The following is a 12,898-nucleotide window of genomic DNA, read 5'->3' as shown; positions in this document are numbered from 1 at the left end:
CTATAGTACTACTAAATTATTAATTTTCTATAAGTTTGGAGCGTAGACATATGTGTACTGGTTTTTCATTTTTCACAAAGAAAAAACATCATTACTTAGCTAGAACAATGGATTTCGCATTCGAATTTAATGGTATTCCTACAGTTGTACCACGTCATTATAACTATCAATTTGACTTAGAACCTGAAATGCGTCTTGAATATGGTTTTGTCGGAACAAATCTGAAGGTTGGTCGATACCGTTTCGGGGATGGTATTAATGAACAAGGCGTAGCTATCTCCAATCACTACTTTACAGGTGAAGCTTCCTACAGTAGTCATAGAAGATACGGATATTTAAATTTAGCTCCCGAAGAATTCATCGTATGGGTACTCGGCTTCATTAAAAGTGTTGATGAGTTAAAACAAAAAGTGAAGACAATTAATATCATGAATGAGAAAAACACTACTTTAAACGTCGTTCCCCCATTACACTTTATTATCACAGATAACAGTGGTCATACGGTTGCTGTTGAACCTCATAACGGCTTACTTATCGTTAAAGATAACCATGTTAAAGTGCTAACAAATGCCCCTAAGTTAGAATGGCATGTTGAAAATTTAAGAAATTATGCATTTCTACAACCTGAAAAATCAGCAAATCAACTTGTAGGAAAAATTTTAGTGCGTTCAATGGGATGTGAAGCTGGTACGAATGGCTTACCTGGAGGTTATACTTCCACTGAACGCTTTGTAAGAGCGACATATTTAAGACATCATCTTCAATCCGCAGACGATGAAGATATTAACCTTATGAATTGTTTTAAAATTTTAGATTCTGTAAGCATTCCTCAAGGCGCTGTCCTTGATGCTGGTGAAACACATTACACGCAATACCAACTGGTGATGGATAGTAAAGATAAAGCTTATTACATTAAGCCTTACTTCAGTAATCAACTTTTCAAAGTTCAATTAAATGAAGAAGTTTTAACTAAAGACGAAATGACGTTTCTTCCTATTAATTCTAAATTGATGATGTCTGAATTAAATGGCTAATATGGTGATTTGTGGACCTCATTTTCAATAAGTATAAATATTTAGCTTACCCGATAAACGTGGTATGATTAAAGATATATTAGAATTTAACGGGAGTGAATCGATGATGGCTTTAAAAAAAGTATTAACAATTGCAGGTTCTGATACTAGTGCTGGCGCTGGTATGCAAGCGGACCTTAAAACTTTCCAAGAATTAGATACGTATGGAATGGTAGCTTTAACTTCTATCGTAACAATGGATAAAGAAACTTGGTCACATGATGTGACACCTTTAGATATGGATGTCTTTGAAAAGCAACTTCAAACAGCAATTTCTATCGGCCCAGATGCAATTAAAACGGGAATGTTAGGTACGGAAGAAATTATCAAACGTGCTGGCGAAGCATTTGAAGAATCTGGTGCGAAATATTTCGTAGTGGACCCAGTCATGGTATGTAAAGGTGAAGACGAAGTACTTAACCCAGGAAATACTGACGCTATGATTAAATATTTATTACCTAAAGCTACTGTTGTAACTCCAAACTTATTTGAAGCTGGTCAACTTTCAGGCTTAGGAAAATTAACTTCCATTGAAGACATGAAAGAAGCTGCTCAAAAGATTTATGATGCAGGTACACCTCATGTCATCATTAAAGGCGGAAAAGCATTAGATCAAGATAAATCTTACGACTTATATTATGACGGACAAACGTTCTATCAATTAACGACTGACATGTTCCAACAAAGCTATAATCACGGAGCAGGTTGTACGTTCGCAGCTGCAACGACAGCTTACTTAGCGAACGGTAAATCTCCAAAAGAGGCTGTCATTGCTGCCAAAGCCTTCGTTGCTTCAGCAATTAAAAATGGATGGAAAATGAATGATTTCGTCGGTCCAGTTGACCATGGCGCTTACAACCGCATTGAACACATCGACGTAGATGTTACCGAGGTTTAAAGAAGCACTGCATTTTTATAAAAAATGCTAGTACTTCTTATGGGAGTGGGACAGAAATATAATTTAGCAAAATTATTTTCGTTGTCCCTCTCCCAACTTGCATTGTTTGTAGAATTTCTTTTTAAGAAATTCTCTATGTTGGGGCCCCGCCGGCAAGGATGGCTAGGATTGAAAGAAGCTTGATATAAGCGCACTTTCAATTCAGACATCTACTGCCAATATGTTAAAGAAAGCTGAGACGATTAATTATGTCCCAGCTTCGTTTTTTCATGAGAAAATAGCTTCACGGCAATGATTGAGCACATTGTCATTTGATATATATTTTCTCTCAATTTCTAGGTACAAAGTCCTAGATTGTTCTCCGATGTTCGTTGTATAAAAAGTTGATACCATAGGCCCATGTTTTTCTAAGGAAATTCATTTACTATATAAAGTGTAGAGAGACAAAGGAGGAAATGAACAACATGATTATCTACAAGCAAAATATAGAAAATGGAGTACCGATTTACGAAATCATAACTAAATCTTTCAAGACAATTACAGTAAAATGTGATGAGACCTTCAATAAATTTGAAATCTATAAATTGCTCTCTCTACTAGAAAATGACGTTGACAACATGAGAATGAGTTATTAAAACAAAGAACGTTATTTTCACACCTAGACAATGCACAAAAATCCAATTAAGAATTTGAGAATTAGAATTTGTTTTCTAATAATTCCCTAAACAGATGCGCTTTTAAAGTTTTCTGTCCCCTAACTCTTTAGACTTTTAAAGCCATTCTATCATCCCTAAAAAACTTACCTTAATATGTAAAAAACGTTAATGTTAGCTAAAATTGTCCCTAATAAGCTCAGAGAGAACCTTTGAGCGTTGCTAACATTAGCGTTTTAATTTTTTGTATGAAAAAGGCAAGGCGTCTCGGCGCCTTGCCTTCAAATATAATTTTAGAAATCTTCTTTTTCTTTTCTTTCTTTAACCCACCATAAAGCTTTTTTCGGATTATCTTCATAGTATTTTCTATCTTTTTCATTGTCCACGTTAGGATAAGAACCTTTAAGAGACTTACCTGCAGTGCTGACATGCAAGAATGTAATTACTAAGAATCCGATTAAACTAATCGCAGTTAAATAATAAGCGGGTGCTAAAATATTTCCAGTTCTCTCTACTAGCCAAGAAGCAAGTAATGGTGTTGTACCACCAAATAGAGAAACAGATACGTTAAATGTTACAGATAATGTACGATATCTAATATGCGTATAGAACATTGTTGGTAATGAACCTGGCATTGTGGCTTCATATGTTGATAAGAAGAAACCTAAAATAAATACACCAATAATAATTAAAGGTAATGATTTAGTACTTAATAAACTGTACGCCACGATACTTAATAAAGTAAGACCGCCTGTACCTATTAAGAATACTTTTTTCTCACCAATTTTGTCTGCCAATTTACCAAACATTAATGCTAATGGAATCATCATTGCCATCACACATGTGATAAGTACACTCGTAGTTGTTTCATCTAGCTTAACAACCTGACCGAGGTAAGTTGGTAAGTATGCCGTTACTGAATAGTTTGTAACGTTAAAGAATACTACCGCTACGAAACAAACTAAAATATCTTTGTAGTAGTAACGGATAATTGTAAAGAATCCAATGTTATCTCTTTGTGGCGTAGTCGCAACATCATTTTCATATACAGGTGATTCTTCAAGTTTACGACGTAAATAAAGTCCAAATAAACCTAAGAATAAACCTAAAATAAATGGAATTCTCCAACCCCATGCTTGCATTTGATCGTGATTAAGGAAGAAGCTTAGTATAGCAATCATAATTGAAGCTGCAATGTAACCTGAAAGCGTACCAATTTCAAGTCCACTTCCTAAACTATTACGACGTTTATCTGGTGATGATTCAGCAACATATGTCATAGCGCCAGCATATTCCCCACCAGTTGAGAAACCTTGTAAAACCCTAGCAAGTAGTAATAATATAGGCGCCCATAAACCTATCGTATCGTAATTTGGCAGCAAGCCTATCGTTAGCGTAGATAGCGCCATTAAAATAATTGTAGTAGTTAATACAACTTTACGTCCGTATTTATCCCCAATGATACCAAATACAATACCACCAATAGGTCTTAATAAGAACGCAATGGCTAAAGCTGCAAATGTTAATATTTGTTGTATTTGAGGATTTTGTACTGGAGAGAAGAAATTCGCTCCTATGTATGCAGTCGTGTACGCATAAACCCCAAAGTCAAACCATTCCATGGCGTTACCGATTCCGGTAGCTACAACGGTTTTTTTCGCTTCTTTACCGTCTACCACATTAATTTGATTTTTATCGAAATCCATTTCAATAACACTCCCTTGTGATATGTTACATAATTATACGTTGTTAATCTCTAATGTCAAATTAATTCAAGTTTAATAATTTTCAATAATTCAAGTTTATTCATTTTACAGATATTTAATTTTGACATTTGAAATTGCTTTCATTAATTAAGATTACCGGAAATAAAACTTTAAAAATATAATTTTTAATCTAAATTCTTAATATTACTAATTTTACCCCGTCTAAATTATTCGAAACTTTTATTTTCGTTTCATCCTCAACAAAAAAACGTATATCATCATGTATATCAATGGGTCTGAGATATTTAATTTTATAATTATCCCAGTGAATGTTAAGCTCTGAAAATGCGATTTCGCATACCAATTGACCTGGAACAATTTCATTGTGAACTGGATTTTTATCGTTAACTAATGATAAATATGTTTCAATTAATTCATTTGAAATTTTCATTTTAACGCTTTACCTCGATAAATTCTTGTTCTATATATATACATTTATAGTTATTTTTATTAATTTCCAAACTATATCTATACTTGACAATATTTTTGATTATTTTCTCTGAAATTTTGCGTAAAATCGCGCTATAGTCTTCATTAGTTACTAATTTATTAATTTCTTTAATATATGTCTCTTTTAAAATTAAAGTTTCCTTTACAAAACTTTTATAAATTTCAAATTCAGGCCATAACTTTGCACACATCAAAGTAGGAACGTGACCATTGAATTCTATATTGAAAAGGAGACAATATTTTTGAACATCACTTTCATGAAACGTAACCGTTCTTCTTTCTTCACCATCTTTCAAATAATACTGCATTACCCATGCCTCCCCCTATCCCCATAGTAGCAATAGATCTATAATAGGATTTCATATGAAATAATCGAGCGACTAAAGCTGCTCCACTTGCACCATATGGATGGCCAGATGCAATGGCACCACCCCATCGATTCAGTTTCGCAATCGGTATATTCAGTTCATCCTGGCATGCGATGACTTGAGAACTAAACGCTTCATTAAGTTCCAATGTATCGATAGCCTCCATACTTATATTGGTTCTTTTCATCAACTTTGTTACAGCTGGCACTGGACCTATACCTAAATACTTAGGATCAACACCCACTGTGCTACTTTCTATAAATTTTAATCCCTCTTTAAAACCTAACCTTTTTGCAAGTGATTCTTCCATAATAAGCAGTAAAACTGCCCCATCATTTTTCATGCAACTATTTCCTACTGTAACAGTACCTTCATTTAGCAAAGGTTTAAATCTATTTAATTTTTCTAGAGCAAGTCGTGGTTTAATACTTTCGTCTCTATCAAACCAAGCACCTTTAACTTTAATAGGAAGTATTTCTCGGGAAATATTCCCGTTATTTATATGTTCATTGGTCAATTGATGACTTCGATAGGCAAACTCGTCTTGTCTTTCTCTTGAAATGTGGTATGTTTGAGCGACATTTTCTGCTGCTTCAATCATTGAGGGATCTTGCCCATCAGGTGCAAATGATGCTCTTTCGAAGAATTGAGGAAACTCCGCTTCATAAACTGATTGTGGACGTTTTAGTTTCCATGGTGCTCTACTCACACTCTCCACACCACCTGCAATATAAACTTGTCCCGCATTACTCTGTATCATCCTACACGCTTGGATGACGGTTTCTAATCCTGACCCGCATTGTCGATCTATAGTAACACCTGGAATCGTGTGGCTTAAACCTGCTTCAAGTAATGATTTCCTAGCAATATTCCCACCATTGCCTACTGTATTTCCAATTATTACGTCCTCAATATATTCCATTATTTCAGGGTATTCTTCCTTAAAATGATTAAACAATGGTTGTAACAATTGCTCAGGTTCTAAATGCTTTAAGTTTCCACCATATTTACCAAAAGCCGTTCGTTTGGCAGCAACAATCACTGGTTGCTTCATGATTAAATCTCCCCATTCAAATATTTAGATTTCATCTTTCCTCTAGCAATTTTTCCAGATTCTGTATACATCATAGCGTCGATTTTCTTTATTTTAGACGGAACTTCATACCTAGAAAGATACTTCGTTAAATACTGTTTCAACTTTATATATTCCAATTCTTCATTTCCTGTATATAATAGAACTAATATTTCTCCAAATTTGTGATGAGGTTGACCAATAATTATCGCTTCTTCAACGCAATTGAGCTTCATCACCAATCGTTCAATTTCAGATGGATAGACATTCACACCGCCAACTATAAGTCGGTCACTCTTCCTACCTACTAAATATAAATTTCTGTTTTCAATATAGGCATAGTCACCTGTCTCAATCCATGTTTCATCAACTACGTGTTCATTTACATATCCACTAAATGTCATGTCACTTCGCACCATCAATAAACCGATTTGATTCGAATCTTGCTCTAAAAGTTGAATTTCAACATTCGGAAACAGTGTACCAACTGACTGCTCCGGTGCCGATTGATTCAAGTTATAACTTATAAAACTTGCTTCAGAAGTACCGAAAAACTCGATTAAATCTATATAAGGATAGCGTTGTGTCACATTATCGAATTGCTCTTTTGAAAGTTTCGCTCCACTACTAAAAATAGTGCTAATATTAGAGGCATATAAATCATTCATAACAAGTTGATGGAGCATTGTCGGCACAACAAACAAAGCACTCGGTTGATGAACCTTGATTATGTTATCTATTAATGCTTCTGCATTAAATACTTTTTGTCCGATAAAAGTTCTTCCAGTAAACAATGCGTAAATACACGCATATAGTGAGAGTGAATGCGATAGAGGGCCAGGCGCTACAATCACTTGTGACGTATGATTAATTAATTTTTCATTTTCTTCATAAGAACTTAACCACGAAGGTTCATTCCGATAATAAGCTTTAGGCAAACCTGTCGTTCCTGAAGTAAATCCAATGTGAAGTAACGGATTTTTAATATTATCTTCAAAGTTTTTATCATCACATCCAGTTGAAAGTAACTCTTTATCTTGAATTAACCATTCAATTTGATACTTCTCAACGAGTTGCTTTACTGTAGATTCACTCCATTGATGATTTAAAAAGCATGGAAGACCACCAAGATTATGAATTGCGAAATAATTAATAAGATTATTTATAGGATGATCGCTCAATAAACCTACTCTCTCATTCTTTTGGATATCAGTTAATAGATTCGTTCTTTCATCAATCACTTGAATGAACTCTCTATAGGTAAACTTCTCTTCATCAAAGACGAGTGCTAATTGATGAGGTTTACTCTCTGAAAAACGATATAAATTTTTTACTATTTCTAACATGTCATCACCATATGTAAACTTTATACATTAATATGTTAACATTATTTACTGCAGAACTCATCGCAAAAAAGAACGCCTCAACTTCCATCACAGAAATTAAGGCGTTATATACTTATAAAATTGTAATAATTTCTTCTGGTTCATTAACTACATAATGAGGATTTTCTTGTAATAAATCATGAGCAGATTGTGCTCCCCAAGTCACCACACATGATTTAATATTTGAAGCATTGGCACTTTTAACATCATAAATTGTATCGCCAATATAAACTGTTCGACCTGAATTCAAATGATTATTTTGAATCAGCGTCTGTAACGTTTCATGATGTGGCTTCAAATGTTCCCTTGAATGTAATCCTAACGCATCTGTCATAAAACGATTCAGTCCCAAATAATTTAAGTGCTTTGTCACAACATCTGATTTTTTACTGGATACCACAAAGAGTTTTTTCTTTTTATTATGTAACAATTGCAGCATTTCGCTGATGCCTGCATATTCTTTTAAATGATGTACCTCATAACGATCATAGTATTGATGATACGCTTGGATAAATGCTTCAACTTGTGCTTTCGTCACATCTTTATTAACTAAATACTTAAATCCCTCTTCTAAAGGTTGATTCATTACTTTTAATATCTCATCTTCACTAGGTATTTCTAATTCTAAATTTTTAAAAGCTTCTTGCGTTGCATACACATGGCATGAAGTCGTATCTGCTAAAGTCCCATCAAAATCAAAAATATAGTTGTCAAAATTCATGATGTTTCACCTCTTAAATAGTAATCACATTATAAATATACACTTTTTTGATTAAAATTTCGATAAATTGTAAAAAAGCCATCGACTTTGTATCAAATTTACAAAATCAATGGCTTAATTATTCATTATTCTAAATTTGCATGGTTCTTCTGCATTGTTTCTTCATCAATGTGAAATGCATCCATTAATGGTAATACAACGCTATCTAAAAATACGAGCGATGCTTGTTCAAACAAACTACCTAATGGTTGCTTTGAACCTTCAACCTCATGCTTAGTCCCTGCCGGTAATTCAACTATTGTTTCAGCTAATTCTCCAATAGAGGACTCAGCTTTTGTAGTAATCAAGACAACTTTTGCACCGATTGATTTTGCTTTATCAGCTAATAATCTTAAGTGCTCAGTTGAACCTGATCCTGAAATAATAATAAATAAATCATGTTCTTTAATAGATGGTGTTGTTGATTCCCCTACAACAAACGCATCTTCACCAAGTTGATTTAAACGCATCGCAAAACTATTTGCTACAAAACCTGAACGGCCTTTGCCGGCTACGAAGATTCTGTCTGCACCAATGACATCATTCGTAAAGCGTTCATAATCCGTATCATCAACATGAGATAACGTATGCTCTAATTCTTCAAGTATAAGACGGTAATTATTAAATTCTGACATCCTATCTACCTTCAATCGCATCGCGACATTGTTTTGCTGCTTCTACAGGATCGTCAGCATTTGCGATACCGCCACCAACAATAACTAAATCTGGTTCTTCGGCAACAATATCTTTAATTGTATCTGGTTTAATACCACCAGCTACAGCGACTTTAGAGTTTTTAATCACTGATTTAACAGTACGTAAACTATCTAATGGTGATTGACCTTCAGCTTGTAAGTCATAACCAGTGTGTACAGCGATATAATCTGCACCCATTTCATCTAATTCTTTCGCGCGTTTTTCTAAATTTTGAACGGCAATCATATCCACTAATAATTCTTTACCATGTTTATGCGCTTCTTCAACTGCAGCTTTAATTGAAGCATCTTCTGCTACACCTAAAATAGTTACAACATCTGCGCCAAATTTAACGGCTTGGCTTACTTCATAATCTGCTGCGTCCATAATTTTTAAATCTGCTAATACTTTTGCATTATTAATATTTTCATTTAAGTGTTGTACTGATGGTAAACCTTCATTAATCACAATCGGTGTACCAATTTCAACAATATCTACGTATTCTTCAACTTTTTTCGCTAATTCAGCGGCTTCTTCTTTATTTAATAAATCAATTGCTAATTGTAATTCCAATGAAAACATCCTTTCATTTTCGAGTATTTAACTCTTATATGAACGTGTTTACCCTTCATTACTTTTTTAAAACTGACCTAAATATAATCACCTTAGCGATGTTCTTATTCATTACTGTCTGGAGCCGCTTCATCATCTACATAAACTTCCACATTTGGATGGGCATGTAAAATTGTAGAAGGAATCTCTCTTGTCACTTGGTTCGTCATCAATTTATGAATGGCTTCTTTCTTTTTTTCACCAAATGCTAGTAAAATAATTCGTTTCGCTTTTAATATACTTGCAAGTCCCATTGAAACTGCTTGTTTTGGTACATCTTGCTCACTTTCAAAATAACGACTATTTGCACGTATCGTACTTTCAGTTAAATCAACAATATGTGTCTCACTATGCAAATCCGTACCTGGTTCATTGAATCCTATATGACCATTCTCCCCAATACCTAATATTTGTATATCTACTGGTCCTTTATCATTAAGTAATTGATTATAACGTTCTGCTTCCTCTTCTAAATGCTTGCTATCCCCTTTTGGTATATGAATATTATCCTTTTTAAAATGAGGATATGCGTTAAATAATACTTCGTCCATGTAATGATGGTAACTTTGAGGATGCTTAGGCTGTAACCCGACATATTCATCTAAATTAAATGTTTCTACATGTGAGACGTCTAGTTGATTCTTTTCTAATAAACCTACTAAATATCGATATACATCAGTCATTGTCCCGCCAGTAGCTAGACCTAACTTGCTATTAGGTTGTTGACTCATTTCTTTAAATAGTTCACACGCTACGTAAAATGAAGCAAGTTTTTTTGTACCTAAATTGATGATTTTCACTTTAAACACCTCGGCATATTTTAATTCTGTCTACTTACACCTTTCCAACTTACCATTATAATATACTCGTTATATACACATTTAACAAAATATAATTCTTAATTTAAAGTAATTTAACAAACTTAAATATGTCCTCTTTAATCCGGTATTGAAAATTTTCCTAACTAAATCAAGCATTCGTGTACAAATATTTAACGCTTTCTAGTAAAATAGATAGATAAACGAATTTGCAGATATTCTATTATCGCATTATGTTATTTATAGCCATCATTTTTAAATCAATTATGAATAATAGATGCTTTATAAACAAACAAGTTGCGGGATACCTTTACTAAAGCTTTATAATAGACTGCAAATGATAAGGGAGTGAACGTGTTGGAACCTATTAATGAGCAAGAAGTATTAAATTTGTTAACTTCTTATGAGAATAAACCCATATACTTACACGTTGAGACAACAAATGGAGCCTATGCAAACCATTTCGATGAACGTGTATTTAACGCTGGTACATTTCTAAGAAATATTCAAGTCACATACGAACATGCACAACTTAAAGGTGGCGAAAAAGATCCTTATCGCGTTGGTCTCAAATTACGCGATGGCGGTTGGGTTTATGTACAAGGGCTAACACACTTTGAACTCAACGAAGACAACGAATTCCTCATCGCAGGATTTAATTACGAAGGACAATTGGCAGCTACAATAGAAATTAGCGAAAAGCCATTTACAATATAAAAGGAGGTTATGATTCATGACTGATGAAAGACACGTACTTGTCATCTTCCCACATCCAGATGACGAAACTTTCTCATCTGCTGGAACTATTGCAAGTTACATTGATGCAGGCGTCCCAGTCACATACGCTTGCTTAACACTAGGACAAATGGGCCGTAACTTAGGTAATCCTCCTTTTGCGACAAGAGAATCACTACCTAAAGTTCGTGAACGCGAACTTGAAGATGCTTGCCGAGCAATCGGTATTACAGACTTACGAAAAATGGGATTACGAGATAAAACTGTAGAATTCGAACCACATGATCAGATGGATAATATGATTAAAAATCTAATTGAAGAAACAAATCCATCATTAATCATTTCATTCTATCCTAAATTCGCAGTACATCCTGACCACGAAGCGACTGCCGAAGCTGTCGTTCGTACAGTTGGTCGCATGCCAGAATCTGAACGTCCAAGACTTACACTTGTCGCATTTAGTAACGACGCACCAGATATTCTAGGACAACCAGATATCCAAAACGATATTTCTAAATATAGTGATTTAAAACTCAAAGCCTTTGAAGCACATGCTTCACAAACAGGACCTTTTTTAAAACAAATTGCGAGTCCTGATATTGATGGACAAGCACAAAGTTTCTTAAAAGTTGAGCCATTTTGGACATATCACTTCGAATCTTAAATGGAGGTAAAACATGACAGAATTTGATTTATCTACTCGAGAGGGTCGCTGGAAACATTTCGGCTCTGTAGACCCTGTCGAAGGTACAAAACCTACAACTAAAAATGAAATGACCGATTTACAAAGTACACATAAAAATTTCCTATTTGAAATAGAAGAAGTAGGAATTAAAAATTTAACATATCCTGTATTGATTGATCAGTATCAAACTGCTGGATTATTTAGTTTTTCAACGAGTTTAAATAAAGATGAAAAAGGCATCAACATGAGCCGCATATTAGAAAGTGTTGAAAAGCATTACAACAACGGCATTGAACTTGAATTCAATACGCTTTATCAAATTTTGCGTACACTTCAAGAAAAAATGAACCAAAATGCAGCTGGGGTTGATGTGTCAGGAAAATGGTTCTTTGACCGTTTTAGCCCAGTCACTCATATAAAAGCGATTGGAAATGCTGATGTCACATACGGTTTAGCCATCGACGGTGAAAAAGTGACACGTAAAGAACTAACTATCGAAGCTGCAGTAACAACGTTATGTCCTTGCTCTAAAGAGATTAGTGAATACTCAGCGCACAATCAACGTGGTATCGTTACGGTCAAAACTTATTTAAATAAAGACACAGATGTCGTTGATGATTATAAAGATAAAATTTTAGATGCGATGGAAGCCAATGCAAGTTCGATTTTATATCCAATCTTGAAACGTCCAGATGAAAAACGTGTAACAGAACGTGCATATGAAAACCCACGCTTTGTAGAAGATTTAATTCGATTAATTGCAGCAGATTTAGTTGATTTTGATTGGATTGATGGCTTCGATATAGAATGTCGTAACGAAGAATCTATTCACCAACACGACGCATTCGCCCGCCTAAAATATAGAAAATAAAAGCACATGTCGCCAAAAGGAGTATTGTGGCGACACGCCTGCAGGAATAGCATGCG

Annotated in this window: 15 protein-coding genes; 6 read left to right on the top strand and 9 right to left on the bottom strand. The window is 34.4% G+C overall.

What is annotated here, in order from left to right:
• Positions 1-50: 50 nt before the first annotated feature.
• From HMPREF3264_RS04935 to vraX, 3 genes are all read left to right on the top strand, one after another.
• On the top strand, positions 51-1,034 hold the full coding sequence (locus tag HMPREF3264_RS04935) for a choloylglycine hydrolase family protein (protein ID WP_070872185.1): 984 nt from the start codon (positions 51-53) through the stop codon (positions 1,032-1,034).
• Positions 1,035-1,140: 106 nt separating this feature from the next.
• Positions 1,141-1,971: a bifunctional hydroxymethylpyrimidine kinase/phosphomethylpyrimidine kinase gene (gene thiD / locus HMPREF3264_RS04930; RefSeq protein WP_037541527.1), complete on the top strand. Its 831-nt coding sequence runs from the start codon at positions 1,141-1,143 to the stop codon at positions 1,969-1,971.
• A 464-nt stretch (positions 1,972-2,435) separates the two neighbouring features.
• Entirely contained in the window at positions 2,436-2,606 is a 171-nt protein-coding gene (gene vraX, locus HMPREF3264_RS12760; protein ID WP_002441175.1) for a C1q-binding complement inhibitor VraX, read from the top strand.
• Between the two features lie 311 nt (positions 2,607-2,917).
• Here the strand turns inward: vraX and HMPREF3264_RS04925 are convergent, their stop codons facing one another.
• From HMPREF3264_RS04925 to nagB, 9 genes are all read right to left on the bottom strand, one after another.
• Positions 2,918-4,330, bottom strand: coding sequence for an MFS transporter (locus tag HMPREF3264_RS04925; protein ID WP_070872182.1), 1,413 nt, complete (start codon positions 4,328-4,330; stop codon positions 2,918-2,920).
• 190 nt (positions 4,331-4,520) lie between these two features.
• The gene (locus HMPREF3264_RS04920) at positions 4,521-4,781 is read right to left on the bottom strand and encodes a hypothetical protein (RefSeq protein ID WP_002441170.1); all 261 of its coding nucleotides are present in this window, start codon (positions 4,779-4,781) and stop codon (positions 4,521-4,523) included.
• A gap of 1 nt (position 4,782) precedes the next feature.
• Positions 4,783-5,148, bottom strand: coding sequence for a hypothetical protein (locus HMPREF3264_RS04915; RefSeq protein ID WP_002441168.1), 366 nt, complete (start codon positions 5,146-5,148; stop codon positions 4,783-4,785).
• The gene (locus HMPREF3264_RS04910; protein ID WP_070872180.1) at positions 5,123-6,262 is read right to left on the bottom strand and encodes an acetyl-CoA C-acyltransferase; all 1,140 of its coding nucleotides are present in this window, start codon (positions 6,260-6,262) and stop codon (positions 5,123-5,125) included. The genes HMPREF3264_RS04915 and HMPREF3264_RS04910 overlap by 26 nt, the downstream gene beginning before the upstream one ends.
• A gap of 2 nt (positions 6,263-6,264) precedes the next feature.
• On the bottom strand, positions 6,265-7,626 hold the full coding sequence (locus tag HMPREF3264_RS04905; protein ID WP_070872178.1) for an AMP-binding protein: 1,362 nt from the start codon (positions 7,624-7,626) through the stop codon (positions 6,265-6,267).
• A 112-nt stretch (positions 7,627-7,738) separates the two neighbouring features.
• Positions 7,739-8,386: an HAD family hydrolase gene (locus tag HMPREF3264_RS04900; RefSeq protein WP_070872176.1), complete on the bottom strand. Its 648-nt coding sequence runs from the start codon at positions 8,384-8,386 to the stop codon at positions 7,739-7,741.
• Between the two features lie 125 nt (positions 8,387-8,511).
• Positions 8,512-9,060: a 6-phospho-3-hexuloisomerase gene (hxlB, locus tag HMPREF3264_RS04895; protein ID WP_070832756.1), complete on the bottom strand. Its 549-nt coding sequence runs from the start codon at positions 9,058-9,060 to the stop codon at positions 8,512-8,514.
• Position 9,061: 1 nt separating this feature from the next.
• On the bottom strand, positions 9,062-9,694 hold the full coding sequence (gene hxlA, locus HMPREF3264_RS04890; protein WP_070872174.1) for a 3-hexulose-6-phosphate synthase: 633 nt from the start codon (positions 9,692-9,694) through the stop codon (positions 9,062-9,064).
• Positions 9,695-9,798: 104 nt separating this feature from the next.
• Positions 9,799-10,533, bottom strand: coding sequence for a glucosamine-6-phosphate deaminase (gene nagB / locus HMPREF3264_RS04885; protein ID WP_070872172.1), 735 nt, complete (start codon positions 10,531-10,533; stop codon positions 9,799-9,801).
• Between the two features lie 372 nt (positions 10,534-10,905).
• On the opposite strand from nagB, the gene HMPREF3264_RS04880 reads away from it, so the two are divergent.
• The 3 genes from HMPREF3264_RS04880 to folE2 are packed head-to-tail and all read left to right on the top strand — an operon-like array spanning position 10,906 to position 12,842.
• Positions 10,906-11,268, top strand: a complete 363-nt coding sequence (locus HMPREF3264_RS04880; RefSeq protein ID WP_176746816.1) for a YojF family protein — start codon at positions 10,906-10,908, stop codon at positions 11,266-11,268.
• A 16-nt stretch (positions 11,269-11,284) separates the two neighbouring features.
• Positions 11,285-11,950, top strand: coding sequence for a bacillithiol biosynthesis deacetylase BshB2 (bshB2, locus tag HMPREF3264_RS04875; RefSeq protein WP_002441151.1), 666 nt, complete (start codon positions 11,285-11,287; stop codon positions 11,948-11,950).
• A gap of 13 nt (positions 11,951-11,963) precedes the next feature.
• Entirely contained in the window at positions 11,964-12,842 is an 879-nt protein-coding gene (gene folE2 / locus HMPREF3264_RS04870; RefSeq protein ID WP_070872169.1) for a GTP cyclohydrolase FolE2, read from the top strand.
• Positions 12,843-12,898 lie beyond the last annotated feature (56 nt).

This window comes from Staphylococcus sp. HMSC62A08 (assembly GCF_001839105.1).
Taxonomy (GTDB): domain Bacteria; phylum Bacillota; class Bacilli; order Staphylococcales; family Staphylococcaceae; genus Staphylococcus; species Staphylococcus caprae.
The sequence above is the reverse complement of the archived record's forward strand: the minus strand, read 5'-3'. Positions and strand labels throughout refer to the sequence as shown.

Excerpts from the sequence above, each read along its gene's own strand:
- HMPREF3264_RS04935 (WP_070872185.1), top strand. The coding sequence starts at position 51 with ATGTGTACTGGTTTTTCATTTTTCACAAAGAAAAAACATCATTACTTA.
- thiD (WP_037541527.1), top strand. The coding sequence starts at position 1,141 with ATGGCTTTAAAAAAAGTATTAACAATTGCAGGTTCTGATACTAGTGCT.
- vraX (WP_002441175.1), top strand. The coding sequence starts at position 2,436 with ATGATTATCTACAAGCAAAATATAGAAAATGGAGTACCGATTTACGAA.
- HMPREF3264_RS04925 (WP_070872182.1), bottom strand. The coding sequence starts at position 4,330 with ATGGATTTCGATAAAAATCAAATTAATGTGGTAGACGGTAAAGAAGCG.
- HMPREF3264_RS04920 (WP_002441170.1), bottom strand. The coding sequence starts at position 4,781 with ATGAAAATTTCAAATGAATTAATTGAAACATATTTATCATTAGTTAAC.
- HMPREF3264_RS04915 (WP_002441168.1), bottom strand. The coding sequence starts at position 5,148 with ATGCAGTATTATTTGAAAGATGGTGAAGAAAGAAGAACGGTTACGTTT.
- HMPREF3264_RS04910 (WP_070872180.1), bottom strand. The coding sequence starts at position 6,262 with ATGAAGCAACCAGTGATTGTTGCTGCCAAACGAACGGCTTTTGGTAAA.
- HMPREF3264_RS04905 (WP_070872178.1), bottom strand. The coding sequence starts at position 7,626 with ATGTTAGAAATAGTAAAAAATTTATATCGTTTTTCAGAGAGTAAACCT.
- HMPREF3264_RS04900 (WP_070872176.1), bottom strand. The coding sequence starts at position 8,386 with ATGAATTTTGACAACTATATTTTTGATTTTGATGGGACTTTAGCAGAT.
- hxlB (WP_070832756.1), bottom strand. The coding sequence starts at position 9,060 with ATGTCAGAATTTAATAATTACCGTCTTATACTTGAAGAATTAGAGCAT.
- bshB2 (WP_002441151.1), top strand. The coding sequence starts at position 11,285 with ATGACTGATGAAAGACACGTACTTGTCATCTTCCCACATCCAGATGAC.
- folE2 (WP_070872169.1), top strand. The coding sequence starts at position 11,964 with ATGACAGAATTTGATTTATCTACTCGAGAGGGTCGCTGGAAACATTTC.